Source organism: Sphingosinicella sp. SM1-17 (assembly GCF_056821765.1).
The window spans coordinates 3483934-3509312 of record NZ_JBPDIO010000001.1; the positions used below are offsets into that span (position 1 = coordinate 3483934).

Below are 25379 nucleotides of genomic sequence, written 5' to 3' on the forward strand. Positions count from 1 at the left end.
GGCGCCTGAACAAGGAACGGCCCAAGGCCCCGATGGCACCGGCTTTCAGGACAGTTACCGCGCCCGCTCGGAACCGGGAAAGATGCACCCGGTGATCCGGCGCTCGCGCTACCGGAAACCCTCCCAGATCCGATCGCTGTCAGAACGGGAAGAGCGCATCATAGATCTGCTGCGCCCAACGCGCTTGCTGGACGTCCGTCAGCTGGCCGCGACCGCCATAGCTGATCCGCGCCTCGGCGATCTGCGAGTGGCGGACGCTGTTGTCACGAGCAATGTCCTGCGGCCGGATGATTCCGGTGACGATCAGTTCGCGAAGCTCGAAATTGACGCGCATCTCCTGACGGCCTCGGATGACGAGATTGCCGTTGGGCAGGACGTTGGTCACGACAGCGGCCATGGTCAGGTTGATCGTCTCGCTTCGCTCCGTCGTGCCCGTGCCACTCGATCGGGACCTCGAGCTGGCGTCGACGAGACTGCCCGTGTCCGCTTCGCCGGGGAGGACCCGTCGAAGCGGGTTTTCGAGGCCGAACAAGGATGCGAGGCCGGCATTTTCCGACCCGGTGCGCTCGCGCGACGTGCTGTTGTCGACTGAGGCTCGGTCGGCGACGTTGATCCGGATGGTCACGATGTCACCTTGCTGCGAGGCTCGCTGATCGCGGAACAGCGCACCGGCCCCCGATCGGAACAGCGACGCCGAGGGCGCCGACGGCGGGGCGGCGACCGGCGCCTCATGGATGGTCTCGACAAGGTCGGGGCGGGCAATCGAACCCTCCCTGTATGGCGCCGCCACGGCTTCCTGGGGCGAGAGTCGTGGTGCCCGGCCGACATTGCTCAGTCGACCGGCGGCTCCGCATCCCGAAAGCACGGGAGCGACCATCATCAGGATCATCATTTGCTTCTTCATCGAAGGCTCCAGAAGGCAGCTGATGCGCGCTCAGTGCGCGCCGGGGGGTTGGCACTGTGTCGGCACCGGCCGGACGAGGCCGCCAGTGCCCGAGAAACTGTCAGGGCGCGGTGACTCGAACGGCGCCGGCGCCTTCGACGATGCCGTCGAGGGTGCGGTTTGTGGAGGCGACAACTCGGACCGTCTCTCCTGCGCCGCCGCTGCCAAGGGCGCGGCCGGAGGCGGTAATGGTGAGGGCGCCGGAGCGTACGTAAATGGTCACCGGCTCGCCGCGCCGCACGAGCCGAGGCGTCGTCACGTCAGCTTGTCGAACGACGTTGCCTGCGGCTAGCCGGCGATTGGCCTCCATTCCGGCAGCGGCCTCGATCGACAGCGTTCCACGAGCCTGGGAAGCTGTCCTTCCTTCGACGGCGAAGTCGCTTGCGGCAAGCAACTCGCCGCGTTCGATCGTGCGTACGAGCACCGGCGTCTCGACGGCCGTCGGCGCTGCAGCTTGCAGCCCGACGGCGAGCGGCAGAACAAAGAGCGAGATCATCGCGTCACCGAAGCTGGCTGGTGGTGCCGAGCATCTCGTCGACCGTCTTCACGACGCGACTGTTCATCTCATAGGCACGCTGCGCGGTAATCAGCGCCGTGATTTCCGACACCGGATTGACGTTCGATGCCTCGAGGAAGCCCTGGCGGAGAGACCCAAAGCCCGCCTCGCCCGGGGCGGCCACATTCGGTTCGCCCGAGGCGGCGGTTTGAAGGAACAGGTTGCCGCCCATCGCCTCGAGACCGGCTTCGTTCATGAAGGTGGCGAGCTGGAGCTGGCCGACATCCTGGAGCGCGGCATCGCCGGCCACTTTCACTTGGACCGTCCCGTTGCGGGCGATGACGACGTCGGTTGCCTCCTGCGGAACGGCGATTCCCGGCTGCACCGGATAACCGTCGGCGGTGACCAGCTCTCCTTGATCGGAAACCTGGAACGAGCCGGCGCGAGTATAGGCGGTCTCGCCATTGGGCATAGTGACCTGGAAATAGCCCTGGCCTTCGATCGCGACGTCGTACCGGTTATCGGTCTGGGTCAGGGCGCCCTGAGTGCCGATGCGGTAAACGCCGCCGGTACGCACGCCCGCGCCGATCTGAATGCCAGACGGCGCTATTGCCTCGGCGCCACCGGTCTGGGCACCGGCGCGCGCGACCTGCTGGTAAAGCAGGTCCTGAAACTCGGCACGCTGCCTTTTGTAGGCGGTCGTGTTCATGTTCGCGATATTGTTGGAAATGACGTCGACGTTGGTCTGCTGTGCGAGCATCCCGGTGCCGGCAATGGACAGTGATCGCATATGGGCTTCCTCGGTTCGAAAGGTTGGAAGGTCAGTCGACGCGGCCGAGCCGCTCGATTGCGCGCTTGCGCATGTCGTTGATTCCATCCGCCATTCGCTGGCTGGTCTGGTAGGAACGAAGGATTTCGACCATTGCCGTGGTCTCGATGATCGGCTGGACGTTCGACGCTTCAACTCCGCCGCTGCGCAGGCGGGTTTCCGCCGCGCCAAGCTGCCGTCCTCCCTCGCCGGTAAGAAGTCCGTCGCCGCGGGGCGAGACGGACGCCGCGTTGTCGAACACCGTGATAGTGAGCCGGCCAAGCGGACCTTGGCCCCCCATCACTGTGCCGTCCTGCGTGACTCGGACTTGCCCGACCTGGTCGGCCGGAATGGCGATCGGCTGTCCGCCTTCGCCAAGCACGCGCTGGCCCGCCGCCGTTCCGAGTTCGCCACTTTCGAGCACTCGGAGCAGTCCCGCACGGGTATAGGCTTCACCACCCTCAGGGGCCTGCACGGAGAGAAAGCCCGGACCGTCAATCATCACGTCCAGCGGATTGCCCGTGGATTGGAACGCACCCGGAGTGGTGTCGTGAACGGCGCCATAGTCGAGCACGAAGGAGACATTGCGCGCAGCGTCGGTCATTCCCTCGCGACCGCGCTCCACATATTCGTGAAACACGGGTCGCTCGCGCCGAAAGCCGACCGTGCTGGAATTCGCCATGTTGTTGGCGACCACATCAAGCCGGCGGCGCAACGCCTGTTCGTGGCTGAGCAGCACGTAGGAAGAGATGTCCATTCTTCACTCCGGAAAAAATCCTGGAAACTTCCGCACTAGGCAGAATTTGCCGGTGTCCCCTCTATAATAGGAGGAAATCGGAGTGGCCGGCGCGATCGCGGCGATTTCGGCAAGATTGCCGGCGAAAGGAACGGAAGTGGCCAGCGAACAAGAGGATGAAGCCGACGAGAGCGTGCAGGAGGTGACAATACTTCCTCCCCCGCCGAAGCGGTCGCGAAAGAAGCCGATCATCGGCGCCATTGCGGCGCTTGTCCTGCTCGGAGGCGGTGGGGCCGCCGGCTACGCCCTGCTGGGTGGGGACGGTGGCGAAGGCACGGCCGAGCTGAATGTGGAAGACGTGAGTACGTTCGTCGACATGCCGCCATTGACCGTCAATCTTCGAGCGCCCGACGGAGCGCCGCGCTACCTGCGAGTGCACCTGATGCTGGTGCCGTCGTCGGAGTCGCAGGTAGAGGAAATTACTCGAAAGCTGCCGCTGATCATCGATTCCTACCAGCCCTTCCTGCGCGAGCTCAGGCCCGAGGATCTCGCCGGTTCCGCCGCTGCCTTTCGCCTGAAGGAGGAAATGCTCGTTCGCGCCAATGCCGCCGTCGGCGCGGGTTCGGTTACCGACGTTCTCATCCAGGATCTTGTGCAGCAATGAGCGATTTCGAGGAGTTCGACCTTCCCGACCCGCAGCCGATGGCGCTCGGCGACGACCACGCGCTCGATCAAGCGGACATCGATGCGCTCTTCGGTGATGTTGCCGCGCCCATTCCACAAAAGAGCGGACTTCGCGCGGTCATCGAGTCCGATGTGATCAATCACGAGCGCCTGCCGATGCTCGAGGTGGTGTGCGATCGCGTCATCCGCACCTTTGCGACCAACATGCGCAACATGACATCCGACGCCATCGACGTCAGCCTCGAAGCGACCAGCTCGGTTCGCTTCGGCGAATTCATGAACCGCGTCGCGCTGCCGGCGATGTTCGGGGTGTTCAGGGTTGAGGAATGGGAGAATTACGGAATCGTCGCTGTCGAGTCCTCCCTGATATACTCCGTCGTGGACGCGCTGCTCGGAGGTCGAGGCAGCAGTGGTCCGGTCAAGATCGACGGCCGCGGCTTTACCACGATCGAGACGAGCCTTGTGTCCCGGATGATCGATCTGGCGCTTTCCGACCTCGCCGCTGCCTTCGAGCCGATCGCCCCTGTCACGATGACTCTCGAACGGATCGAGACGAGCCCGCGCTTCGCCGCCATCGCCAGCCCCAGCAACGTCACGGCGGTTGCGACCTTCCGAGTGGACATGGAGGAACGTGGCGGTCGCTTCAGCGTGCTTCTGCCCTATGCCACGCTGGAGCCCGTGCGCGAGAAGCTGCTCCAGCGCTTCATGGGGGAGAAAATGGGTCGCGACTCGCTGTGGGAGGTCCATATGGGCGCCGAGATCCGCAAGACCGAGATCCAGCTCGACGCGGTTCTGGCCGAGCGCGTCCTTCGACTTCGTGACGTACAATCGCTCCAGGTCGGTCAGACTCTCCCGCTCAACAAGCATGCCGACGATCCGCTCGAAATCCACTCGAGCGGCGTTCGCCTCGGCCGCGCTTTGCTGGGACAGCGCAACCAGAATGTCGCCATCCGACTTCTCACCGACATCGCGAAGGACTGAGCCATGGGTTTCGCCACGTTCATCAATATCATCACCACCATCTTCTGCCTCGCGGTGCTCGTCCAGAGCGTTCGGATGATGCGCAGCCTTGAGGCCGTGAAAGGGGCGTCGCTGCCGCAGATGGTCCAGGCTCTCGACACTGCCGCATCTCAGGCGCGGATCGTTCTTTCGGAGCTCAAGGAGACCTTGCGCACCGATGCCGCGTCCACCGCCCGAGCGCTCGCTTCGGCCGAATCGATCCGTGACGAACTGACCGTGATGGTCGGGATCGCCAACGCGACCGCCGATCGGCTGCTTGAGAGCGCGGGAAGCGCAGGCGGCGCCGCCGACGAGCAGGACGATGTGCTCGAACTTGAGCGAGCGGCAGCATGAGGTTTCGCCCTCCCCTGTTGATGCTGTTGGCGGCCACCGCGGGAGTGGGGGTACTGGCCAATGGCGTCAGCGCCGCCGATCGTTCGGCGAAGGCGCCGGAGACTCGCCTCGGCGCGTCGATCAAGCAGGACATGACCGCACGCGACCAGGAACTGGCGCGCCGCAACCGGGCGCTCCAACTTCGCGAGCAGGCAGCGCGAGCGGCCGAGCAGCGGCTCGCAACCGGCGGCGCCGCCGCTGCGGCGGCTGCGCAAGCCGGCGCTCCAGCCGAGCAGCGTTCCCCATCGCCCGAGGAGGAACGTTTCGCCGAGCTCGCTCGCATCTATCAGGCGATGCGGCCAAACCGAGCCGCGATCGTGTTCGAACAGCTTGAAATGGATGTTCAGGTCGAGGTGGCGGAGCGAATGCGCGAGCGCTCCACGGCGCTCATCCTTGCCAACATGTCGCCCCAGGGCGCCGCAGCGCTTACCATGGCCATGGCCCGACGGAGCTCCGCCGAACCTGCGCGAGCTGCGGCTCCTCGCCCTCAGCCGACGCGACGCTAGCCTAGGGGAAGCATCGCCATCCGTCAGTGGCCGGAGCGTGATTGGGTCCGAGTCACGGGATCGATGCAGCGCAACATAAACCTCGCCTACGCGGCTCTGCTATGTCGAGCGATGTCCTCGGCGACGACTTTCAGAGCAGCGCCATTTATACCCATCGCCCGCAAGGCGCGAGCGGCGACACCGTGCTGGATGCCCGCAACAATGGCGACAACATCCGCACCAAGCATTGGATCGTGGGATCTGCGGTGCTCGGCCAGAAGCTGCATGATTTCGCGTCCGGACGGCGACGCGCTGAAGACTGCGTGCTTTGGTGGCGGAGGCACTGGGCGCGCCGCGGCATCGGGAGCATCCAGGCCGACCAGGATCAGCGCGTCCTGATACTGACGCTCGATGGCTTGTCTCAGATCTGCCGCATCCGCTTCGAACTCACGAAATGCACGGCGAGCGGTCCCATCCTCAAGATCGAACGCCGCGAGCAGGAAATGCTCCGCACCCGGCTCGCTTTGCTGATCGCGGAGGGCGTGCGCCTCTGCCGTTTCACATAGGGTCTTGATGGTGGCCATGTTGCCAAGGCTCGATTTGATCCGTTTGAGCATGAAAATCTCCTACGCCAGATCATCGTCTGCGCTGATGTTTGAAAGCCTTTTGTGGGCGGCTTGTTTGGTGACTCCGAGTGCCTGAGCGATCCGGGTCCACGACCAGCCTTGTTTCAGTGCCGAGTGCACCGCCTGGCGCTCCAGATTGTCCGCCATTCGCCGGAGCGCGACCACAGCCGCAAGCGCGTGTTCTGGCTCGTCCGGCGTCGGCAGGTGGTTGGAAGCAACCATACGTCAACTGTAGTTGACGACTACTCGAGTGTCAACCAAAGTTGACGAGAAGTGACAACCTGGGTCGCTGCAGCCGCCTGGACGACCGCATTTTCCCGGACGTTTCGCCGCGGCCGTTTCCCTCAGGCCGGACGTGCCGCGACCTCGACGATCAGAATCCGGGAAATGCCAGCGTCGACACCTTGCAGAGCTTCGGTCAGATCCCGACTGAGCTGCTCGACATCAACCGGTCGAAGCGGCGACGCATGAAGGCGGGAGAATTCGAGAGTCGCGCCAAGCGAAACTGAACGCAGTCGTGGAAGGGCCGAGCCGAGCCGCTCCGCAGCTGCGGGATCATCAGCGCCGAGCACCACCTTGACGGTAAAGGCGCCGTCCACTCGGCCGCCGTCGACGATCGGAACCCGGATCTCTTCCATTTGAACCAGGTGCAGCTCGTTGGAGCCTCCAACTTCGGCCCAGGCCATGGTTCCGCTGGCGGACAACAGGGCAGTCAGCAAGGTGAAGGCGAGCCGCGTACGCACGAGCACTTTCCTCAACATCATTCAGGCCGGCCAGCCGAAGCTCAGCCTCTACCTTCTTCTATAATAGACGAAGAAACAGGAGATTGGACTCGATGAGCCGCGATCAGAGACCCGGCAAGCTGAAGGTCGTCAGCAGCACGACACCGGTAAACGATCGGCGCCGCGGTGATCGCAAGCCCCAGCGGGGAAAAATCGCTCCGGGTTCAAACGACCCTGCGCCAGCCGAGGCTCGAAGCTCTCCTGGTATTGCGCTCCCTTTGCTCTTTCTCGTCGCCGCAGCGGCGGGCGGTGCCGGTTTCGCGCTGGTGGGACCGGTGAATTGATGCGCCGCAAGCTCCTGTCGTTCGCATCCGCAGCCGGTGCGGCGGTCGTCGCGATTGCGGCGACCGCCCAGCCTCCTTTAGGTGCGACAGCCGGCGAGCGTTCCGTCGGTCCCGTCCAGACGAGGCGTTTGCGCCTTCCCGGCTTCGCCGCCGAGCTGGCGGCCGATCCCCGGATTGTCGGCCCCTCGGGCTGGAAGATCCTTCCACCTTTCCAAGCGCGGGCTGCCCTTGCGACCGCGACGCCACGGACTCGCCAGCGAGCCCGCTGGAACTATGCCCGAAGTCTGATTGGCGACGACCGCGCGCCCGAAGCCCTGGGCGTCCTCGACGTCATGCTTCGGGACGATCCCGATCTCGCGCTCGTCCCATCCTTTCAACTCGCACGCGGCGCCGTGCTCGCCCGCCTCGATCGCCGCGCAGAAGCTCTTTCGGCGCTCGCTCAAGGCGGGTTGGAGGCCAACGCAGAGGCTTGTCTGTGGCGGATGCGGGTCCTCGCCGCGGCGGGCGCAGGGGAGCAAGCTCTGTCACAGGGAGTCTGCGCGGCCGCAGCCCTGCGAGCGCGTCCCCCGACCGCCCGAACACCGTTCATCGCCGCCGCATCGGCGGCCGCGCTCGATTCCGGCAGAGCCGGGGAAGCGGAGCCTTGGCTCGCCATGGCCCCTCAATCCGATCCGTCGGCCAATCTGTGGCGGGGCAGAATCCTTCTTTCGCTCGGTCGGGATGCTCAGGCGCTGCCGAGATTGAGGCAGGTCGAACGTTCGGGAAACGCGGAACAGCGCCACGATGTCCGACTCAGCCTGATCGAAAGTGCGGTTACAAGCCGTCGGATGGCAGCTTCCGAAGCCTTGCGTCGGCTGGAACAACTGCGTTTCGTGTGGCGCGGCGGTCCGATCGAGGAGCGCGCGCTGCAGCTGAGCTATCGGCTTTACCGACAGGTCGGCGACACTCACGGGGCGCTTGGCGCCGGCGCTACCCTGGTCCGCTACTTCGATCTGGCGGACGAACTGCCCGCCTTCATGGCCGCCGTCCAGTCGGATCTCGCCGCACTGCTTGCCGCCGACAGCCGGATGCCGTTGCCACAAGCCGCTGGGCTATTCTGGGACTATCGCGATCTCGCCCCTGGTGGAGGCGAAGGTGATCAGCTTGTCGAGCGACTGTCGGCACGCCTCCAACATGAAGGGCTCTATGCCCGCGCGGCAGAACTGCTCGAACATCGGTTGAGGGTGCGAAATAGCGACATCACCCAGGGGCCGCTGTCGGTTCGGGTGGCGACCTTGCACATTCTTGCCGGACGCCCTGACCGGGCGCTTGCCGCAGTCCGAGCCACCGAGCGAGTCATCTATCCGCGGGAGATGCTGTGGGATCGCAACCGCATCCAGGCCGTCGCGCTCCACCAGCTCGGCCGCCACCGCGAGGCAATCGCCGTGCTGCAGGACGTGCCGGGAAGCGGCGGGTTGCGATCGGAATTGCTATGGAAGCAGAATGACTGGAACGCCTTCGCGGCAGCAGCGGGGCCGGAGCTGCCGGCAAGCGTTTCCCTGAACGAAGTCGGACAGGCGATGGTCCTGCGCTATGCCATTGCTCTTGGAATGCTTGGCCGCGAGGCGGAGCTCGCCCAGCTTCGCGCCCGCTATCGCGACGGCTTCTCCGCGCTGCCGAGCGCCGGCGTCTTCGAGATCCTCACCAGCGCTCCCGGATCGGTCGACGCCGGAACGCTCACCCGGGCAATGGGTGCGATACCTGCCGCAAGCCCCGCCGGCCGGATCGCCGACCTGCTTGACCTTGCACCGAGTCCGGGCGGAGCCTGAGCGGCGGCGGATCAACTGGAGCACGTTCCCTTCGCTCGACCAGCCTCGAACCACTGCAATGAGGTTGGCGGACGAGAAGACCGGATCAGGCCCGATCAGCGCAGGAACTTGACGAGGCTGAGGCCTGAGAATTCGGAGAAGACCGAATAGGAGGCCTCGAGGATCGTGCGGCGCTGGACGAGCTCAGCGGCTACCTCGGCAAGATTGGCATCTTCGTTGCGGCCGATCAGCTCCTTCAGCAGGAGAGTGCGCTCATCCGCGCGCTGGACCAGGGAGTCGACCTGCACCTGACGACGGCCATTTTCTGCATTGATCGAGCGCAATGCCTTGAGGCCGTCACCGACTTCGGTGGCGGCGGCCGACAAGGCATCCCTCTGAGCCCCAGTTAGCGTGGCGCCAAATGGCCCCGCCTCGGCGAGCCTCTTGAACCCTTCGAAAAGCTCGGTGCCAAGCTCGTCAGCCAGAACTCCATAAGTGACGTCCAGTCCATCGCCGACGCGGGCCGAGGCGCGAACCTGGTCGTTTCGGAACGCGTCGGCGACGCTCAACCCGGGCAGATCGGACAGTTTCTGAGGCACGAACGGCGGCCCGTCCGTCTGAGATCCCGCGAAGAGCGGCAAGCCGGCCTCCGTTGCATTCATGCCTTCCCGGAACTGGTGGAAGGCAGCCTCGATCGCCTCTTGGAGTCCCGTGCTCTGTCCAGTGCCGATCGCCTCCAATATATCCTGGTGGAGAGCCATCATCGAACTTTCCACTCCGCCGATGCTCGCATCCTGAAACGACAAGGTGGTCTGCAATCGATTCGCCACGGCTGCGTGAGCCTCCTGGCGAGCGACCAGCGAGCGTGCCGAAAGGGTTCGAACTGTCTCGGTGCCGAGCGCTGCGTAGCTCTGGGCCTTCTTGCCGGTGGCCAGCTGGACCTGGGTTGCAGAAAGCTTCTGCTGCGAGCGCTGAATAGCCTCGAACAAGGTCCGCTGCATCGGGATGGTGGCGGCTCGGCTCATCTCTCGTTCCTTTCTCAGCGGACCATTGCGATCAGCGTGTCGTACATCTCGCTTGCAGTCGTCATGACTCGAGCGGCCGCGGAGTAGCTGTTCTGAAAGATGACGAGCTGCGAAAGCTCCTCGTCGATATTGACTCCGGAATAAGCGTCGCGCCGATTGACGGCATCCTCTCGTCGAGCGCTGGCATCGGCGAGCCGGTCCGCAGCTTGCGAGGCCTCCATCCCAGCTCGACCAAGGACGAGTCCGGCAAAGCGTTCGATCGTCGCTTGACCTTGACTGCCGAAGTCAGTCGACTGGCTCAGCCGATCCACGAAGGCAGTGGCGCCGCGTATGTCGCCCTGCCCAATCGCCCGCGCCCCAACCGCGGCCGCCGTGTCAAGCCGCGCGAGCGGCAACTGCGCCGCGGATGCCAGGACGACTGGCCGGACCTCGGCGGCGGCGAGGCCAGTGGAAGTGCCGGTAAGAGCCGACAGTGCGGTGAAGGAGCGTCCCGTTCCGAATCGATCCGTCGAATCCGCCGGGATGCTGAGGGAAGCGCCCGTGACGCTGGGATCAGCCTGGAAGCGGAAGCGGCCGCGTGAGTCGATCGAGAAACTTCCGAAGCTCGCGATCGGACTGGCATTTAGGTCGGCCAGGAGGTCGCCCATGGAACCGCCCGTGCTCGGCATCAGAGTGTACTTGACGAGGGCACGCCCGGTCGGATCGCGCAGGATCAACTGACTCGTCTGGCCAGTTTCGAAGCCGTGCGGATCGCCGGCTTCGAATCCCGAAGGCGTGAGGGCGCTAGCGGCGCTTCGAACGAGATCATTGAGGCCGAAGAATTGCGAAAAGCCGGAGCCCGCCCGGTCGCTCGGAGCAGTCGGATCCTGGCCGATGGCAACGCCCTGTCCCGCGGCTGTGGCGGTTATCGTAAGGGTTCCATTGACGAACGAGGCCGTCGCCGCCCCTCCCAGACCGCCATTGATCGCCGCAACGGCATCGTCGATGGTCGCCGTCGGGCCAAGCGCCGAAAAGTCGACGCTGGTTTTTGCGACCAGTTCGCCGTCAGTCTTGACGACCGCAAAAGCGGCACTGCCGTTGAAGCCGAGCCGATCGGTGCCGACGAGGCCGGTCTGACGACCGTCCAGCCGTGACGGTGCAGGCACGGTCGTTCCCGCATTGGCGACGGCGTTCAGGGTTTCGGCAAGTCCGCCGAACAGAACACCCAGCCGGTCGGAAAATTCGGGCAAGGCGCGGTCCCGAAGGTCGAGCAGCCCACCAAGGCGTCCGCCGACCATGGCGGAATCGATGCGCTCACCCGTCGCCGCGCCGAGGCTTCCGTCGGCCTCGGCAAAGTGGATGTCGATGCTGGGATAGGAAGCTTGTGAAACACCCTGCCCCGTCGTCGGATAGGAAAGCTGACGCAGACGGCGGTCGAGGAGGGCCGCCCCGGAAGCCGTGTCGATACTGACCCGACCGTCGGGCTGCTCGCGAACGCTCACGTTCACGAGACTGCTCAATTCCTGGACGGCGGACATTCGCTGGTCACCGGCACCGGCCGAACTTCGTCCGAGCACGTCCAGGCGAGCGACCGTGTCGTTCAGTTCGTGGATGCGGCGCAACAGCGAGTTTACCTTCTCGACCGTGAAGCCGACTTCCGATTCGACGTCGGCGCGAAGCGAACCGACGTCGCGATCGAGCTGCTGCATGGTGACGACCGCGTCCTGAACATTGCCGGTGAAGGCCGCCACCGTCTGCTCAGAGGCGGCGGAGCCGGTCATCGCGATCGCAGAGGCTGTCACCTCGTCCAGGCGCGCGGCCAGTCCGCCCTCTGCGCCAGGGGCTCCCAACAAGGACTGCAGCCGGTCGAGATAAGCCCCTGCGACCTCCGCCCGTCCCACATCACCGGAACGGCGATACACCGTCGCCTCGAGAAACCGGTCGGCGATCCGCGCCGGTTCGCTCACCACCACCCCATTCACTCGGCCGGAGGTTACCCCGGTCGAAAATGTCACTCGCTCCCGAGCATAGCCGGGGCTGCTGACATTGGCGATGTTGTTCGACACCGACCGCAGCCCCGCTTGCGAGGCCGAAAGGCCGGACAGGGCGGAGCCGAGAATATCGTTCAACGCCACGAGCTGGTTTCCTTCAGGGTCGGTGTCCGGCGAACAGGCATCAGCGCTTCAGGCTACTCAGTTCCTGAAGCATGTCGTCGACGGTCGTTATGATCTTCGAGGAGGCACTATAGGCCCTCTGGAACCGGATCATGTTGGTGAATTCCTGCGCCAGATCGACATTCGAGGATTCAAGCGTGCCGCTGGAAATCAGGCCGCCACCGAGCGAGCCGGGAGGATTGATTGCGGCACTGCCGGAACTGCTGGAAACGCCATAGGCATTTCCGGCAAGTCGAACGAGCCCATCCGGATTGGCGAACGTGGCGAGTGGAAGCCGGAAGACGGCGCGCGCGGTTCCGTCGTCGAAGATGGCGCTGACGATCCCCTCGGGCGACACTTCGACGGACGAGACGGTGCCGAGCAGGCCGCCATTTACCGAGGACGAGATGAGCGCCGACTCTCCGGAAAACTGAGTGAGGCCGTCAAGAGCCCCATCGCTGCCCATGGCGAGCGTGATCGGGCTCGAGCCGGCACCATTGGTCCAGGTGACGGAGAGCGGATCGAACAGAGCGGCAGTCGAGCCGGCCCGGTCGAGGCTGCCGTCGGGATTGAAGCGGATCGTGCCGCTTGCGAGCAGCCCGCCGGCGGCGGTGACCTCGGCAGGATCGGCATAAATCTCGCTGACCCACTCGTTTGCGTCCGTCTTGAGATAGCTCAAGGTGATCCGGTGGCTGCCGCCCTGAGCATCGTACACGTCGATCGAACGGGTGAAGTCCGGAGTCACCGTTCCTGAAGCCATCTGGCCGGCGGCATAGGTCGCCGCGGCAGCGGAGACGGGCTGGTCGGAGCGCAGATTGGCGCGCATCTGGATCCGGTCGGTCGCCGCGGCTGAGCCGGTCAGTTCGCTGAGCCGGACGGGCTCGAGCGCATTGAGGCTGCCGGTGTCGAGATAATTGCCCTGGGGATCGAGACGCCATCCTTGGAGATAATATCCGCTGGTGTTGCGCATATATCCTTCGAGGTCGGGTTTGAACGCACCGGCGCGAGTGAAGGCGACGTCTGCATTGGCGTCGGTCCCGTTGCGGGTGACGAAAAAGCCGGCCCCATCGATGCCCAGGTCGGTCTGGCTGCTCGAGGCTTGGAGCAGCCCCTGCTTGGAGATCATCGCCTGAGGGGCGGCAATGACGCCGCCGGCCGAGTAGCTCGAACGGGCTCGGCCATCGGTCACCATCGAGCGGAACTCGGCGGTGACGCCCTTATAGCCAATGGTATTGATGTTCGTGATATTGTCGGCAACGGTCGCCATCGCGCTCGACTGAGCGCCAAGGCCGGACACGCCGGCATAAAGTGCGGAATAGAGGCTCAACAGCGGTCTCCCGAAAGCAGGCGCCGGCGACTGCCCACGCCCTGTCCCGCTCATTATAGGATGACACGAAAGGCCGCCAAAAGGCTCGCGGACAAAATGCCGTCGGCGAGAAAACAGCGCGCAAGCGGCGAGCGGGCCGGAATGCAGATTTTCATCCTATAAGAGCATCAACAGACTCACAAAGGATGATCGGCATGCTTCGGATTGCACTTCGCGATGGCGAAAAGGTGGTGGTGAACGGCGCCGTCCTGACCTCGGTCGGCCGCACCGAGCTGCGGGTCGAGAACCATGCCGCGATCCTGCGTGGCCGGGAGGTGATGCTCCCCGAGGCGGCGACCACGCCCGCCCGAGCGCTCTATTTCCACACCATGATGGCTTATGTCGATCCGGCCAACGACTCGGCTCATCAGAATCGGATCATCGAGGCGCTCGAACATGTCTCGCCGATGCTCGCTGAGCCACAGGCGCGCGCGACCTATCTTTCCTTTGCAAGCCACGTCGCCCGAATGGAATATTACAAGGCGCTTGGCGATTGCCGGCGACTGATGCACCTCGAAGACGAGTTGCTGGACCAGGTTGGCGAAGCCGCCTGAATTCGAACCGCGCCAGCCTGTGCCGAACCTCGCTTCCGTTGCGCGTGCCGTGCGCGACCTCACGCCAGATCGTCGCTACGGGCGAGTCGTCGCCGCTCGGGGCGCCTTGATCGAGGTTGAGGGTCTCGCCGGTGCCGCCCGGATCGGCTCGCGAGTCGAGGTGACCAGCGAAGCCGGAATCATCGAAACCGAGGTGACAGGCCTCGATCGCGAGATTGCTCATTGCCTTCCCTTCAGGGACCCGCAGGGCATCGCTTCCGGCGCTCGCGCCGACCTGGTTTCGGGACAGTTCGCGCTCCGGCCGAGCCCGGCTTGGCTAGGCCGAATGATTGACGGGCTCGGACGGCCGGTCGACGGCAAAGGTCCACTCGGCTTCGGCGCCGACGCCCGCCCGGTCAAGGCGGCTCCACCGCCGGCGGCGAGCCGCGGCCGGGTCGGCGCCCGGGTCGAGACCGGAGTCTCAGCCCTCGATCTTTTCGCTCCGCTTTGCCTCGGCCAGCGGCTCGGACTGTTCGCCGGATCGGGAGTCGGCAAGTCCGTTTTGCTGTCGATGCTGGCCCGGTGGACGAGTTGCGATGTTGCGGTGATCGGTCTCATCGGCGAGCGGGGGCGCGAGGTCCAGGAATTCGTCGAGGATGATCTCGGAATAGATGGCCTCGCCCGCTCGGTCGTCGTGGTCGCCACTTCCGACGAGCCGGCACTGATGCGCCGCCAGGCAGCCTGGACGACACTCGCCGTCGCCGAGCATTTCCGCGACTCGGGTCTCAACGTTCTTTGCCTGATGGACTCGGTCACCCGCTTCGCCATGGCCCAGCGGGAGATCGGACTCGCCAGCGGCGAACCGCCGGCGACCAAAGGCTATACGCCAACGGTGTTCGCCGAACTACCGCGGCTGCTCGAACGCGCAGGGCCGGGCCCGGCCGGTCGGGGCAGCATAACCGGCCTCTTCACGGTCCTCGTCGACGGCGACGATCATAACGAACCGGTTGCCGATGCGGTTCGAGGGATTCTCGACGGCCACGTCGTGATGAGCCGCCGGATTGCCGAACGAGGCCGCTATCCCGCGATCGACATTCTGAAGTCCGTCTCTCGCACCTTGCCGCATGCGCTTGGCGACGAAGAGAACCGCCTCAGGCTCGCCGCCCGGGCCATCCTCTCCCTCTATGGCGACATGGAGGAGTTGGTTCGGCTTGGCGCCTACAAAGCGGGATCCAATGACGAAGTCGACCGGGCGATCGCGCTCGCTCCGGCCATCGAAGCCGTCCTTCATCAGGACAGGAACGATCACCGCCCCGCCCCGTCCAGTTTCGCGGCACTGGGCGAACTACTCGAGGCCAGCCAATGAAGACGCCCTATTGCGCAGCCGTCGGAATAAGACGGCGAGAGGTGGACGAAATCAGGATTTCGATCAGCGTCGAAATCAGCCGCCTGGCTGCCGTTGAACGCGAGCAGGCGGACCTGGCCGAGGCGGTACGGCAGGAGCGCCATGCCGCCGCCGAGGCCGTGGTCCTGCCATCCACCGCTTATTTCGCGCACATGCGCGCGCTTCGAACCAGCCTCGAGTCGGACCGCAGGATGATCGACGGTCGAGTGGCTCAACTGCAGAGCGCCGCACGAGAGGCATACGGCTCGCTGACTGCGGTGGAGGGCGCCGCCGACCGATTCCGCGGAGAGGCTCGCCGGAGAGTCGAAGCCGCCGAGCAGTCGGCCAGCGATGATCGCTCGGCAAGCGACCTCATGCGCAAGCGAAACGTGCTGCGGGCCGTCAGGACAAGAGCGGGCCGATGATTGATCGTTCCCAGTTCGAGTCTCTCCGCCCCGCTCAACGTGCCGAGATCATCTACCGGCAGGCCCAGTCCGAACTCGCCCAGTCCCTTTGGCGCGCAGCCATCGGCAGTGGTGAAAGCGACCGGAGTGCTCCCCCTTCAAGCACCGGTGGAGCTGCCGGCAACAGCTTCGGACTCGAGTCGCTCCTTTCGCTGATCGGGCGCGGCGCTGATGCCACCCCGGCCGGCCGCTCGAGCTGCTGCTGCAACCATGACGCGACCGCCCGTTCGAACTCTCCGGACGGACCAACGCCGGCAATGCCGGCGCGACCACTTGCGGACAATCCGGAAGCTCCGCTCCGTGTCGACGGCCTGGGTCCGAACGCCCGCTATGGCTCATTCATCAACCGCGCCGGCGAGCGGACTGGCTTGCCGCCGGCGGCGATCGCCGCGATCGTCGATGCCGAAGCTGCGCGCGGTCCCGGCGGCGCCTGGAACTGCCATTCCCGCAATCCGCGGTCGAGCGCTGCAGGGCTCGGCCAGTTCATCAGCAGCACCTGGATCGGTGAAGCCGAGCGCCGTGGCACCTGGCTCAACGCCGAGGCGTCCCGCCGCGGCTGGCTGGACCCCGAGGGCCGGGTCTCTGCGGGGGCACGCTCAGAGCTGCTGGCGCTGCGCTACGACCCCGAGGCGTCGATCGAGGCGACCGCCGATTATGCCGAGCACAATCTGGCGCGGCTGCAGCGCGCGGGAATCGAGGTCGGCGACGAGGTAGAGCGGATCGCCCGAGGCGCTTATCTCGCCCATCACCTCGGTCCCGGTGACGCCGTTCGCTTCCTCGCAGACGGTGGACTGGCCGACAGCCGTGCAGCCCGGCTTCTTGCGGCCCAGATCGGCGAAGCGAGTGCCAGTCGACGGGTGGCCGCTGCTGGTGACGCCAGCGAGGCACACCGCGCTTGGCTATTGGCTTATCTCGACCGCCGGATCAGACCCGATCGGTTCCTCGCGAACTTATAGGATAAGTACTTTCCCGGAGCCCTGCCTATTGATCCTATTAAAGGATTAACACGCATTTGAACCTTCGTGTCGGCGCTCGTCCGGCACCGAGGAAGGGGGGTTCCAAATGTCCAAAACTACGATGGCCCTGGAAGCGGCCGTTGCCAGCGTTATCCAGAACCGCGCAGCCGAAGGCGAGCGACAAACCGCACGGCAGCGTGCCAATGTCGACCGCGCCTTTGCGCAAATTCTCAAGCTGATTGCGCCGCGGATCCGGCATTTCATCCGTCAATATGGCCTTGTCGCCCATTGGGACGATGCCGAGCAGTGCTGCGCCATCGGCGTTCATCGCGCCATTGAGGCTTACGACCCGGCCAAGGCACAATTCACCACCTTCGTGAACTGGCAGCTGCGCGGCGAGCTTCAAAGCCTGCGCTTCCGGCTGATGACGGATCAGCGGGCGTCGGCGAAGAAGGTCGAGGCGACCACCGTTTCGCTTCACTCGGTCGCGAGCGGCCCGGAGGGCGAGGAGACCTCGCTGGAATCGATCATCGAGGATGAAGGTGCCGAGCAACTGACGGAATCGGGCGCATCCGACTATCTTGCCCGGCGGGCGACCGCCGCGCTCATCGAGGAATATGTCGTTCACAACCGAAAGCTCGGCCTGGCTCAGCTCAGCAAGCGGCCGCGGCCGAAGCGCTCGGTGCCGCGCGAGGCGCTGCCCGGCGTTCCGCGGCTGCGCTCGTCGCTCGAGCGGATGGATCCGGTCGAGGTCGAGAAGATCGACCAGAAACTCGCCCGCGACCGCGAGATACTCGAACGCCGCGTTTTCAACGATGCAACGCTTGACGATGTCGGCAACGACACCGGCATCACCAAGGAGCGAATCCGGCAGATCAGCAAGTCGGCGACGCGATCGATGGCAGAGATTGCCGCTTCGCACCCGCGCTTCGCGCTGATGGCGGAATATGGCGAGCCGGCGATCTCCCGTCGCAAAGCGACGTCGCCCTCGGTCGCGCCCGTTGCCAAGACGCCGCTTCTGCCCGATCCCCGGCTCGAGCAGAACCAGCTGTTGCGAGTGGTCGCCGTCGCGCCGACGGCCGTGGAAACGCCGGAGGCAGTGTCCGGCTGGCACGGCGACGAAGCCTTGCGCGCCGCCGGCTTCACCTACGAGCCGCATGAGAAGGGGCCTGATCTCAAGTTCCAAACTCCTCAATCCAGCACGCCCGGCGCTCTTGCCGCCTGACCTTGCCGGGTCGGCGGCGGCAATGCCCGTTCGCCGACCCGCACTTGCTGGACCCGCACGCGGCAAGCTCCTATCCTCCCTCCGCTGCAGCGGTGGGGATGATCATGTCGATGGAGTTGCAACGCCCGGTTCCGAGGCGTCGTCGAAGTGGCGGGCAAGCCAAGACGAACCGAATGCAGCCGGTGCCCGTCGCCCCGGATCGCTTTCGCCACTTCATCTTCCCCAACCGGATGCGGGAGCTGCGAAGGCAGCACGGCTTTCCCAAGCTGCTCGCCCTTGCCGCCAATATTCCCGACATTCCCTATATCCGGCTGTCCAAGATCGAGCGGGGTGAAGTGGTCGCCCGCCCCGACGAGATCGTGCTGATCGCGGGACTGCTCGGAGTCGCACCATCGGACCTGCTGATCGACGTCGACGCTCCCGACTTCGATATGGAAGCCTGGGCGGAACCGTTCCAGGACGGCCGGACGCCGGACGAGGAGGAAGAGCGCTTCGCCGTCATGTTGGCGGCTGCGATGCGGCTGCGGCGAGCGCAGTCGGCAGATCTGACCATCGCCGCGCTCGAGAAGGTCTACGGGGTTCCTCCGGTGATCCTCTCGCGGATCGAGAATGCGTTCAAGACACTCGACCGCTGGAATGACTCGACCGTTCGCGGCTTGTGCCGGATTTTCGGGGTCGAGGACGAAGAAGCCCTCCGCGGCCTCGTCCACGATCAGTATAGCCGCGGGCTTCTCAACGAACAGATTCTCGCCGTCGCTGACCCGCAGGCGCGGCTACGCAAGACGCGTGAGCGAGTCGGGCGCCTGGCAGAGGCACTTGCGACAATGGCCGCGCCCCGAAACAGTGAGCGGATCGAACCGGCGGGTTCCTCCCGGACGCAGACTGCCCCCGAGCCCCGCTCAGTCGATCGAGACGCGGCGGCGGCCCCGGCCGCACGTCTGCTGCCCGTCCTAGGCACCCCATTGGCTGGTGGCCTGATCGCGCCCAGGGACACCGGCAATCTGGTTGAAGCGCCGCGCCACGCCGGTCCTCGCGCCTTCGGACTGCGCGTTTGCCGTCCCTCTCTCGGGCTTGGGCTTCCAGGCAATGCGGTCTTGATCGCGGACCCCGACGTCTTCCCCGTCTCCGGGGGGATCGCGGTGATCCGTGAGGGCGGAAACTATCGAGTCGTCGCCATCACATTCGACCGCAGCGGAGCGATGCTTGGTCACAGCATCAACCCGGAATTGGAAATAGCGGTCGACGCCCTCGATCCCGCCGACGTCGCGGCGGTGCTGAGCGCCGTCTTCGGCTAGTCGGTCGTCGGACATCCCCTTACCCAGCTTCAACGGCTTGCACCGGAACGATTTTTCATCCGACAAGCTCTTGCCTGAGCGGATTTCCGCGCTACAGACTTCACTTGCCTGGCGGTGGGGCCCAGTCGGCTCCCTGGATGTGGCGGCGCGGGAGGAGTAACTGGAAGCGCTCGAAAAGGCCAAGGTGAGGAGCGACTTCCTCGCAAGACTCTGTGCTCTTGCCGCTCTACTGTGTGCGGCGCTTTCACTTAGCGGGTGGATCCTCGACGAAGACTGGTTGGTCGGCTTCGGATACCCGCTGCGGATCTGGCCCTGGACCGCGATCGGGCTAATCTGTCTTGCTGGCGCCTTCCTGGCTCTCCTCCAGGGCCATCGCATTGCGGCTCGCTGGCTGCTGGCGCTGACCGCAGCCATCGGCGGTGCTTCCTGGCTCCAGACCGCTTTAAGCCTCGATTTCGGCCTCGACCGGCTTCTCCTGCCCGAAGGCATCAGGGAGCCGCTGATCGCGCGACCGCTTGGTCGTCCTTCTGCTCTCATCGTGACGGAATGGCTGCTCCTCGGCGCCGCCCTGGTCCTCGCCGGCCGCCGATCAGCCCAGGGCTGCCAAATTGCCTGCCTTCTGAGCAGCATTCCCCTCGCACTCGCGACCATGGCAGCGGGACTTCTCCTGCTCGGCGCGGACCTGACGGGCGAAGCGGCGTTTTATCTCGGCACCTCTCTGCCGAGCGCCCTCGCGATGATCGTCATCGCCCTGGGTATCTGTTTCTGGTGCCAGGGCGCCAATTGGTCGGTGCTGGCGTCAGGCGGCGCTGCACGCACATTGGTGGCGGTACTACCGCTCGTCCTGCTGGCTCCGACCCTGACGGCGATTGTCGAGATGCAGCTGCAGTTGCTGGGAATCGGCTCTCACTTTCTCGTTGACGTCGCTTCCGGCGCAATCACCGCCTTGTTCTTCACCGCTCTGCTCGTTTGGGCGCTTGGACGCCTCTCGGCCCACCGGGCGGCACTCGCAGAGCTGACTCGAGCGCTCGATTCGGCTCCGATCGCGCTTGTCGGACCGGACGGCACCATCCGGCATTGGTCGCGTGGATGTGAGCGCCTTTACGGCTGGACGGCCGAGCAGGCGCTGGGCGCCCGCAAGCACGACCTGCTCACGACCAGGCCCGAGGGCTCAGAAGAAGCTTTGATCCGGCTCCAACGCGGCGAGGAGCTGGACCGGGAGCTCGTCGAAGCGACCTGCGACGGGCGCGACATGCGGGTCCTGGAACATGCTCATCGAGTCGATGCCGGCAGCGACGACCCAATGATCGTGCTCTCCCTGACCGACATTTCGGCACGCGCGGAAATGGAAAGCGCACTCGAACAGAATCGGCAGCGTCTCGCCGACGCGGTCGAGGCGTTCGGGCTCGGCACGTTTGAATGGGAGGTCGTCTCCGGCGCGGTAACCTGGTCTCCCGGCTCGGAGGAGCGCCTCGGACTGGAGCCGGGCAGCATCCGTGACTTTCTGAGCTTCTATGATCATGTCGATGCTGAAGACTTTGCCGTGGTCCTCGCCGATCTGGAAACGGCGGTCGAGGCGCGCAACGACCGGTTCAATTTCAGCTTGCGCTATCACGCCGTGTCCACGGGCGAGCGCATGCTCGAAGGCACGGCTCGGCTATTCTATGACCCGCAGGGCGAACTTGTTCGTCTCGTCGGCGCCGCGGCCGACGTCACCGAGAGATATGAGCGGCAGGAACGGCTCCGCAGCCAGGCCGCCCAGCTCCGCTCCATGCTGGACACGGTGCCCGACGCCATGATCGTCATCGACTCGCATGGCGTGATCCTGCACTTCGGGGCAGGCGCCGCACGAACGCTCGGCTATGCCCCGGACGAGGTGACGGGAAAAAGTTACCTGGTGCTGGCGCCGGACCGGCTTCGCGAAGATTATGCCGCCGCACTCGACCGCTACCTTCAAACAGGGCGAGCCCGTTTGATTGGCCGCGCTACTCGTTCCTTTGCCCGTCGGTCCGACGGTAGTGAAATCCCGGTCGAAGTGCTGGTCGGCGAGGCGGCGGCCGGCGGAACCCGGCTTTTCACTCTGCTGATGCGCGACATTTCCGACCGGCTCGCAGCCGAGGAGCGGTTGAGCACCCTCTCTGCGGAACTTGCCCATGTTTCCCGACTGAGCGCGATGGGTGAGATGGCGACCGGAATCGCCCATGAGCTCAACCAGCCGCTCACCGCTGTGTCCAATTATCTGGCCGCGGTCGATGTCCTTATCCGCAGCGGACGGGCCGACCCGGTGAAAGTAAGCGAGTTGGTGGACATCGCCGTGGGTCAGGCCAATCGCGCCGGCCAGATTATCCGCGGCATGCGCAATTTCGCGGCCAAGGGCCAGGTCGAGGTACGGGCCGAGCCGGTGCGCGAGACGTTGAGCGAAGCGGCCGATCTCGTCTTCGTTGGACCGGTGCCGCTCCAGGTCTCGCTCATCTACGATCTTGATCCCGCAGCAGAAATGATGCTCGTCGATCGCATCCAGTTTCAGCAGGTGGTGGTCAACCTGCTTCGGAACGCGATGCAGGCCATGCAATGCTGTCCGGAATCGCGCAAGGAGATCATCCTTTCGGCGAAGCCTACAGGGAACGGAATGATCGAGATAGGCGTCTCCGATACCGGTCCGGGCCTGTCCGATCCAGTCCTCGCCCGCTTGTTCGAGCCCTTCTCGTCCAGCGGCGAAGCTGGCGGAATGGGCGTCGGCCTGTCCATCTGCCGGCGTATCGTGGAGGCCCATGGCGGCAGGATCTGGGCGAGCAACCGGCCCGAGGGCGGCGCTTCGTTCCGCTTCACGGTGCCGGGCCTGGATGAAGGGGAAATGGAGGAGCTGTGAGCGCGCGATCCATCTATATCGTCGAGGACGATGAAGCGGTCCGGATGTCTCTCTACCGGCTCCTGTCTTCGCTTCCGGACCATCTCGTCCGCACCTTTCCTTCCGGCGAAGCCTTTCTCGAGCGTTCCAGCGAGCTGGATCCAGGCGTTGTCCTGCTCGATTACAGCATGCCCGGGCTGACCGGGCTGCAGGTGCTTCAGCGTCTGGATTCGAGCCGCTTCGCAGCGATCGTCCTGACCGGCCATGGAAGTGTTTCGATCGCTCTAGAGGCGATCCGGTCGGGCGCCGCCGATTTCCTGGAAAAACCCTACCGCCCAGCTTCGCTTCTCCAGATCATCGAACGCGCCTTCTCCACCCTCGAACAGGATCGGGCCGCGCTCGCCAAGATCGCCACCGCCAAATCCAAGGTCGACCGTCTTTCCGCACGGGAGCGGGAAGTTCTGAAAGGTTTGATCGAGGGACGACCCAACAAGGTGATCGCCCATCAGCTCGAAATCAGTCCTCGAACGGTGGAGATCTATCGCTCGAACGTCATGGACAAGCTGGAAGTGCGAAGCCTTTCGGAAGCGCTTCGAGTCTCCTTTGCCGCGGGTCTGTTTCCCGGGGACTGAGCGATCGCTCCGCGAGTGGCCGGCCGCCCAAGGAACGGAGCGGACCGGCAGAAGGATCAGAACGTCGTCGAGAGCGAGAAGTAGCCGTAGCGCGTATCACCGGTCGAGGGCGCGTTCGGCGCTTCGCGCAGGAAGCGGCCTTTGTCGAGCCAGGCGGCGCCAGCCTCGGCCCGGAGTCGATCCGGCACCAGCCAATAGCGCACCCGCCCTTCGATCTGGTTGCCGGCCCATCGTCCCGAACCGCCGTTGGCATCGCGAACCCCGGTGGCGGCGAAACTGTCGGCAGCTTCTTCGAGCCAGAGGGCACGGTACATGAGGGCGAAGTCCAGTCGGGCCTGGGGCTTGCCCTCGAGCCTCAACCCCGCCGAGACGAGGTTCGAACGCGTGATCGGTCCGTAGAGCGCCGTTGGTCCGAAGGCGCTTCGGCGCGAGCCGAACAGCGGATCGAATCGAGCATAGTCACCGCCTGGACCATCGCCGGTAGCCAGGTCGATATGAGCAGAAATCCGGGGCGACCAGCCGGCGCGAAGCTTCTGGCCAACCTCGGCATGAACATAATGAGCGTCGACAGCCAGCTCGCGCGCCTCTCCGGCCGCGGCGGAGGCGCGGATGTCACCACGCTGGCCGGCATATTCGAGGTCGAAGTCGATCCGTCCCGTCGCAGGCGCTGAATGGAGACGCGCACCATAGGTCAATATGTCGCGATTGCGCGTCGAATATCCCGGAGCGTCGCGCTCTGAAAGCTGGAAGGCGTAAACCTGGCCGGAGACATTGCCGATCGGCAAAGGGCGTTCGTAGCTGGCTCCATAGAATTGCAGGTCAGAGGTGGAGCGATCCAGTTCGACCTCATCGTCCCGGAGCCCCTCCGAGTCCTTCGGCAGGCGGATATTGGGCATCGTCCAGAACGCCATGAAATGCCCATCGTCCGGCGTCTTGAGATCGAGCAGAGCGCCGGTGAAGGCTGAAGGCGAATTGGAGGAATCGGCGCGCTCGACGAGCCGGCCCGAGCCGATGTCCATCGTGAAACGGCCCGCCTTGAGGTCACCGTCAAAGCCCCGAGCGATCGCGTCATCGATCTCCACCGCGAGATAGGCCTGAAGCGGTTCCAGAGCGTTGATCTCCGATGTACCCGCAGACGAATTTCGCTTCTGCAAATAGCCTCGAGCGTCGCTGAGTTCCCCGATCAGGCGGACCGGCCCGGCGTCATATTCGGCGAGAATGGTGGTGCGGAAGGAAAGCAGGAAATCGCTTTCGGCGCGGCCTGGTCGGAACTGACCGTCAATGCCCTCGGCATAGGCACGAAATGTGCCGCCGATCGAAAAGCCTTCGACTCCCTCAGCCGCCTGAGCACTTACCGGAGACACAGTGAGGATGAGTGCGATGGCAAGTCCACGACGGCGAGAAGGCAGGTGCGAAGGCTTGTAGGGCATTGTGTCGGCTCCGGATTGAGGATCTCATCCATTATAGGATGATCCCTGCAGAGCGTTGTCCTACGCCAATATCTGCATCCGTGCGCCAGGGGTACTCCGTGTTCCTATAATGGATTGATCCGTCCGGACGAGGACGGAAGAACTTGGTCGCGCCAGAGTCGCGACGAACGACGGAGAACCCTGGTGAACAGCTTCAGGAACATGCGCCTTGCGCAGAAGATCATGGTGGGACTGGGCCTGTTCGCCCTCCTCGCCATCTTCATTGCTGGTTTCGGCGCCATTCAGTTGAACACGATGGCTGACCGATCGCGAGTCCTCATCGACACGAGGGCAGAGAGCTTGAAGCTGGCCGCCGTGGCGAATGAGAAAAAAAGCCGGATCCATCAGATCTGGTACGCGAGCGTCATCGAGAACGATCTTCCCGACTTCCAGGAGATGCTTCGCCAGGTTGCCGCGGAGCGACGGCAGATCGAAAATGGCTTCGGCGCCATGCGTCCTTTCATGGAAGGCGAAGACCTGACGCGCCTCAACGAGGCCGAACGGGCGTTCGCCGATTATGTCCGGGCGACGGATGCCATTCCTGCTCTCTGGCGAGCTGGCCGTCGCGAAGAAGCCGAGGACGTCGTTCAGCATCCTGCCAATGAAGCCTTTCTCAGGCTCGATCAGGCGCTCACGACAATCGTCAACGGCAAGGATGAGCAGCTGGAGGAAGGCGCGGCCGCAGCTGAAGCCCAGTCCGTATCCGCCCTCTGGACTCTGGTCCTCGTCTCGTTCTTCGGCCTCATTTTCATTGCAGGGTTGGTCATCTGGATGGTTCGTGCGCAGATTGCCGGACCGCTTGGAGCAATGACCGGACTGATGGACAGGCTGGCGAAGGGCGACAACAGCATGGACATTCCGAATGCCGATCGCCGCGACGAAATTGGCGACATGGCCAGGGCGGTGCTCGTCTTCCGCGACACAGCCCGAGCGCAGGTGGCCGCCCAGGCCGAGAAGGCCCGTGCCGATGCCGAGCAGAAGATGGTGGTGGACACTCTGGCCGAGGGTCTTGGAAGCCTCGCCCGGG

The 25379-nt window shown here is 64.7% G+C and carries 25 protein-coding genes; 14 read left to right on the forward strand and 11 right to left on the reverse strand.

The window, feature by feature from the left end:
- Positions 1 to 139: 139 nt before the first annotated feature.
- The 4 genes from flgH to ACRYLT_RS17380 form a co-directional block, all read right to left on the reverse strand.
- On the reverse strand, positions 140 to 904 hold the full coding sequence (gene flgH / locus ACRYLT_RS17365; protein WP_482665337.1) for a flagellar basal body L-ring protein FlgH: 765 nt from the start codon (positions 902 to 904) through the stop codon (positions 140 to 142).
- A 100-nt stretch (positions 905 to 1004) separates the two neighbouring features.
- Positions 1005 to 1439 (reverse strand): flagellar basal body P-ring formation chaperone FlgA, encoded by a 435-nt coding sequence (gene flgA / locus ACRYLT_RS17370; protein WP_482665338.1) that lies wholly within the window; start codon positions 1437 to 1439, stop codon positions 1005 to 1007.
- Positions 1440 to 1443: 4 nt separating this feature from the next.
- Positions 1444 to 2229 carry a flagellar basal-body rod protein FlgG gene (gene flgG, locus ACRYLT_RS17375; protein ID WP_482665339.1) on the reverse strand — a complete coding sequence of 262 codons (786 nt, stop codon included), beginning with the start codon at positions 2227 to 2229 and terminating at the stop codon, positions 1444 to 1446.
- Positions 2230 to 2260: 31 nt separating this feature from the next.
- The gene (locus ACRYLT_RS17380) at positions 2261 to 3004 is read right to left on the reverse strand and encodes a flagellar hook-basal body complex protein (protein WP_482665340.1); all 744 of its coding nucleotides are present in this window, start codon (positions 3002 to 3004) and stop codon (positions 2261 to 2263) included.
- A 136-nt stretch (positions 3005 to 3140) separates the two neighbouring features.
- On the opposite strand from ACRYLT_RS17380, the gene ACRYLT_RS17385 reads away from it, so the two are divergent.
- From ACRYLT_RS17385 to ACRYLT_RS17400, 4 genes are read left to right on the forward strand one after another with little or no spacing between them, the layout of a single operon-like run.
- Positions 3141 to 3647 carry a flagellar basal body-associated FliL family protein gene (locus ACRYLT_RS17385; RefSeq protein ID WP_482665341.1) on the forward strand — a complete coding sequence of 169 codons (507 nt, stop codon included), beginning with the start codon at positions 3141 to 3143 and terminating at the stop codon, positions 3645 to 3647.
- Positions 3644 to 4648 carry a flagellar motor switch protein FliM gene (gene fliM, locus ACRYLT_RS17390; protein ID WP_482665342.1) on the forward strand — a complete coding sequence of 335 codons (1005 nt, stop codon included), beginning with the start codon at positions 3644 to 3646 and terminating at the stop codon, positions 4646 to 4648. The genes ACRYLT_RS17385 and fliM overlap by 4 nt, the downstream gene beginning before the upstream one ends.
- Before the next feature lie 3 nt (positions 4649 to 4651).
- On the forward strand, positions 4652 to 5020 hold the full coding sequence (locus ACRYLT_RS17395; protein ID WP_482665343.1) for a DUF6468 domain-containing protein: 369 nt from the start codon (positions 4652 to 4654) through the stop codon (positions 5018 to 5020).
- Positions 5017 to 5565, forward strand: coding sequence for a MotE family protein (locus ACRYLT_RS17400; RefSeq protein ID WP_482665344.1), 549 nt, complete (start codon positions 5017 to 5019; stop codon positions 5563 to 5565). The genes ACRYLT_RS17395 and ACRYLT_RS17400 overlap by 4 nt, the downstream gene beginning before the upstream one ends.
- 86 nt (positions 5566 to 5651) lie before the next feature.
- Here ACRYLT_RS17400 and ACRYLT_RS17405 read toward each other — a convergent pair whose 3' ends face one another.
- The 3 genes from ACRYLT_RS17405 to ACRYLT_RS17415 all read right to left on the reverse strand — a co-directional run bounded on the left by ACRYLT_RS17405 (position 5652) and on the right by ACRYLT_RS17415 (position 6913).
- Positions 5652 to 6161 carry a Clp protease N-terminal domain-containing protein gene (locus ACRYLT_RS17405; RefSeq protein ID WP_482665345.1) on the reverse strand — a complete coding sequence of 170 codons (510 nt, stop codon included), beginning with the start codon at positions 6159 to 6161 and terminating at the stop codon, positions 5652 to 5654.
- Positions 6162 to 6170: 9 nt separating this feature from the next.
- Complete coding sequence (locus ACRYLT_RS17410; RefSeq protein ID WP_482665346.1) at positions 6171 to 6392, reverse strand: hypothetical protein; 222 nt, start codon at positions 6390 to 6392, stop codon at positions 6171 to 6173.
- A gap of 122 nt (positions 6393 to 6514) precedes the next feature.
- On the reverse strand, positions 6515 to 6913 hold the full coding sequence (locus tag ACRYLT_RS17415) for a hypothetical protein (protein WP_482665347.1): 399 nt from the start codon (positions 6911 to 6913) through the stop codon (positions 6515 to 6517).
- Positions 6914 to 7235: 322 nt separating this feature from the next.
- On the opposite strand from ACRYLT_RS17415, the gene ACRYLT_RS17420 reads away from it, so the two are divergent.
- On the forward strand, positions 7236 to 9044 hold the full coding sequence (locus ACRYLT_RS17420) for a hypothetical protein (RefSeq protein WP_482665348.1): 1809 nt from the start codon (positions 7236 to 7238) through the stop codon (positions 9042 to 9044).
- 95 nt (positions 9045 to 9139) lie between these two features.
- Here the strand turns inward: ACRYLT_RS17420 and ACRYLT_RS17425 are convergent, their stop codons facing one another.
- From ACRYLT_RS17425 to flgE, 3 genes are read right to left on the reverse strand one after another with little or no spacing between them, the layout of a single operon-like run.
- Positions 9140 to 10048, reverse strand: coding sequence for a flagellin (locus ACRYLT_RS17425; protein WP_482665349.1), 909 nt, complete (start codon positions 10046 to 10048; stop codon positions 9140 to 9142).
- 14 nt (positions 10049 to 10062) lie between these two features.
- Complete coding sequence (locus tag ACRYLT_RS17430) at positions 10063 to 12162, reverse strand: flagellar hook-associated protein FlgK (protein ID WP_482665350.1); 2100 nt, start codon at positions 12160 to 12162, stop codon at positions 10063 to 10065.
- Between the two features lie 40 nt (positions 12163 to 12202).
- On the reverse strand, positions 12203 to 13507 hold the full coding sequence (gene flgE, locus ACRYLT_RS17435) for a flagellar hook protein FlgE (RefSeq protein WP_482665351.1): 1305 nt from the start codon (positions 13505 to 13507) through the stop codon (positions 12203 to 12205).
- Positions 13508 to 13701: 194 nt separating this feature from the next.
- Between flgE and ACRYLT_RS17440 the strand changes: the two genes are divergently transcribed.
- From ACRYLT_RS17440 to ACRYLT_RS17475, 8 genes are all read left to right on the forward strand, one after another.
- Positions 13702 to 14100 carry a flagellar biosynthesis repressor FlbT gene (locus ACRYLT_RS17440; protein WP_482665352.1) on the forward strand — a complete coding sequence of 133 codons (399 nt, stop codon included), beginning with the start codon at positions 13702 to 13704 and terminating at the stop codon, positions 14098 to 14100.
- 19 nt (positions 14101 to 14119) lie between these two features.
- Complete coding sequence (gene fliI, locus ACRYLT_RS17445; RefSeq protein ID WP_482665473.1) at positions 14120 to 15445, forward strand: flagellar protein export ATPase FliI; 1326 nt, start codon at positions 14120 to 14122, stop codon at positions 15443 to 15445.
- A complete protein-coding gene (locus tag ACRYLT_RS17450) occupies positions 15442 to 15888 on the forward strand; it encodes a hypothetical protein (RefSeq protein ID WP_482665353.1) in 447 nt (148 codons plus the stop codon). The genes fliI and ACRYLT_RS17450 overlap by 4 nt, the downstream gene beginning before the upstream one ends.
- Positions 15885 to 16883, forward strand: a complete 999-nt coding sequence (locus ACRYLT_RS17455) for a peptidoglycan-binding protein (protein ID WP_482665354.1) — start codon at positions 15885 to 15887, stop codon at positions 16881 to 16883. Before ACRYLT_RS17450 ends, ACRYLT_RS17455 begins: the two co-directional genes overlap by 4 nt.
- A gap of 106 nt (positions 16884 to 16989) precedes the next feature.
- On the forward strand, positions 16990 to 18108 hold the full coding sequence (locus ACRYLT_RS17460) for a sigma factor-like helix-turn-helix DNA-binding protein (RefSeq protein WP_482665355.1): 1119 nt from the start codon (positions 16990 to 16992) through the stop codon (positions 18106 to 18108).
- Positions 18109 to 18281: 173 nt separating this feature from the next.
- Entirely contained in the window at positions 18282 to 19403 is a 1122-nt protein-coding gene (locus ACRYLT_RS17465; protein ID WP_482665356.1) for a helix-turn-helix domain-containing protein, read from the forward strand.
- Positions 19404 to 19680: 277 nt separating this feature from the next.
- On the forward strand, positions 19681 to 22272 hold the full coding sequence (locus ACRYLT_RS17470; RefSeq protein WP_482665357.1) for a PAS domain S-box protein: 2592 nt from the start codon (positions 19681 to 19683) through the stop codon (positions 22270 to 22272).
- Positions 22269 to 22883 (forward strand): response regulator transcription factor, encoded by a 615-nt coding sequence (locus ACRYLT_RS17475; RefSeq protein WP_482665358.1) that lies wholly within the window; start codon positions 22269 to 22271, stop codon positions 22881 to 22883. Before ACRYLT_RS17470 ends, ACRYLT_RS17475 begins: the two co-directional genes overlap by 4 nt.
- Before the next feature lie 56 nt (positions 22884 to 22939).
- On the opposite strand, the gene ACRYLT_RS17480 is transcribed toward ACRYLT_RS17475, so the two are convergent.
- Complete coding sequence (locus ACRYLT_RS17480; RefSeq protein WP_482665359.1) at positions 22940 to 24313, reverse strand: alginate export family protein; 1374 nt, start codon at positions 24311 to 24313, stop codon at positions 22940 to 22942.
- A 183-nt stretch (positions 24314 to 24496) separates the two neighbouring features.
- On the opposite strand from ACRYLT_RS17480, the gene ACRYLT_RS17485 reads away from it, so the two are divergent.
- A partial coding sequence (locus ACRYLT_RS17485; protein WP_482665360.1) for an MCP four helix bundle domain-containing protein occupies positions 24497 to 25379 on the forward strand: 883 nt, incomplete at its 3' end.

Bases quoted from the DNA above. Each gene is read 5' to 3' on its own strand.
- ACRYLT_RS17395 (WP_482665343.1), top strand. From the start codon at position 4,652: ATGGGTTTCGCCACGTTCATCAATATCATCACCACCATCTTCTGCCTC.
- ACRYLT_RS17410 (WP_482665346.1), bottom strand. From the start codon at position 6,392: ATGGTTGCTTCCAACCACCTGCCGACGCCGGACGAGCCAGAACACGCG.
- ACRYLT_RS17405 (WP_482665345.1), bottom strand. From the start codon at position 6,161: ATGCTCAAACGGATCAAATCGAGCCTTGGCAACATGGCCACCATCAAG.
- ACRYLT_RS17460 (WP_482665355.1), top strand. From the start codon at position 16,990: ATGTCCAAAACTACGATGGCCCTGGAAGCGGCCGTTGCCAGCGTTATC.
- ACRYLT_RS17450 (WP_482665353.1), top strand. From the start codon at position 15,442: ATGAAGACGCCCTATTGCGCAGCCGTCGGAATAAGACGGCGAGAGGTG.
- ACRYLT_RS17400 (WP_482665344.1), top strand. From the start codon at position 5,017: ATGAGGTTTCGCCCTCCCCTGTTGATGCTGTTGGCGGCCACCGCGGGA.
- ACRYLT_RS17380 (WP_482665340.1), bottom strand. From the start codon at position 3,004: ATGGACATCTCTTCCTACGTGCTGCTCAGCCACGAACAGGCGTTGCGC.
- ACRYLT_RS17440 (WP_482665352.1), top strand. From the start codon at position 13,702: ATGCTTCGGATTGCACTTCGCGATGGCGAAAAGGTGGTGGTGAACGGC.
- ACRYLT_RS17455 (WP_482665354.1), top strand. From the start codon at position 15,885: ATGATTGATCGTTCCCAGTTCGAGTCTCTCCGCCCCGCTCAACGTGCC.
- flgH (WP_482665337.1), bottom strand. From the start codon at position 904: ATGAAGAAGCAAATGATGATCCTGATGATGGTCGCTCCCGTGCTTTCG.
- ACRYLT_RS17465 (WP_482665356.1), top strand. From the start codon at position 18,282: ATGCAGCCGGTGCCCGTCGCCCCGGATCGCTTTCGCCACTTCATCTTC.
- ACRYLT_RS17420 (WP_482665348.1), top strand. From the start codon at position 7,236: ATGCGCCGCAAGCTCCTGTCGTTCGCATCCGCAGCCGGTGCGGCGGTC.
- flgG (WP_482665339.1), bottom strand. From the start codon at position 2,229: ATGCGATCACTGTCCATTGCCGGCACCGGGATGCTCGCACAGCAGACC.
- fliM (WP_482665342.1), top strand. From the start codon at position 3,644: ATGAGCGATTTCGAGGAGTTCGACCTTCCCGACCCGCAGCCGATGGCG.
- flgA (WP_482665338.1), bottom strand. From the start codon at position 1,439: ATGATCTCGCTCTTTGTTCTGCCGCTCGCCGTCGGGCTGCAAGCTGCA.
- ACRYLT_RS17480 (WP_482665359.1), bottom strand. From the start codon at position 24,313: ATGCCCTACAAGCCTTCGCACCTGCCTTCTCGCCGTCGTGGACTTGCC.
- ACRYLT_RS17425 (WP_482665349.1), bottom strand. From the start codon at position 10,048: ATGAGCCGAGCCGCCACCATCCCGATGCAGCGGACCTTGTTCGAGGCT.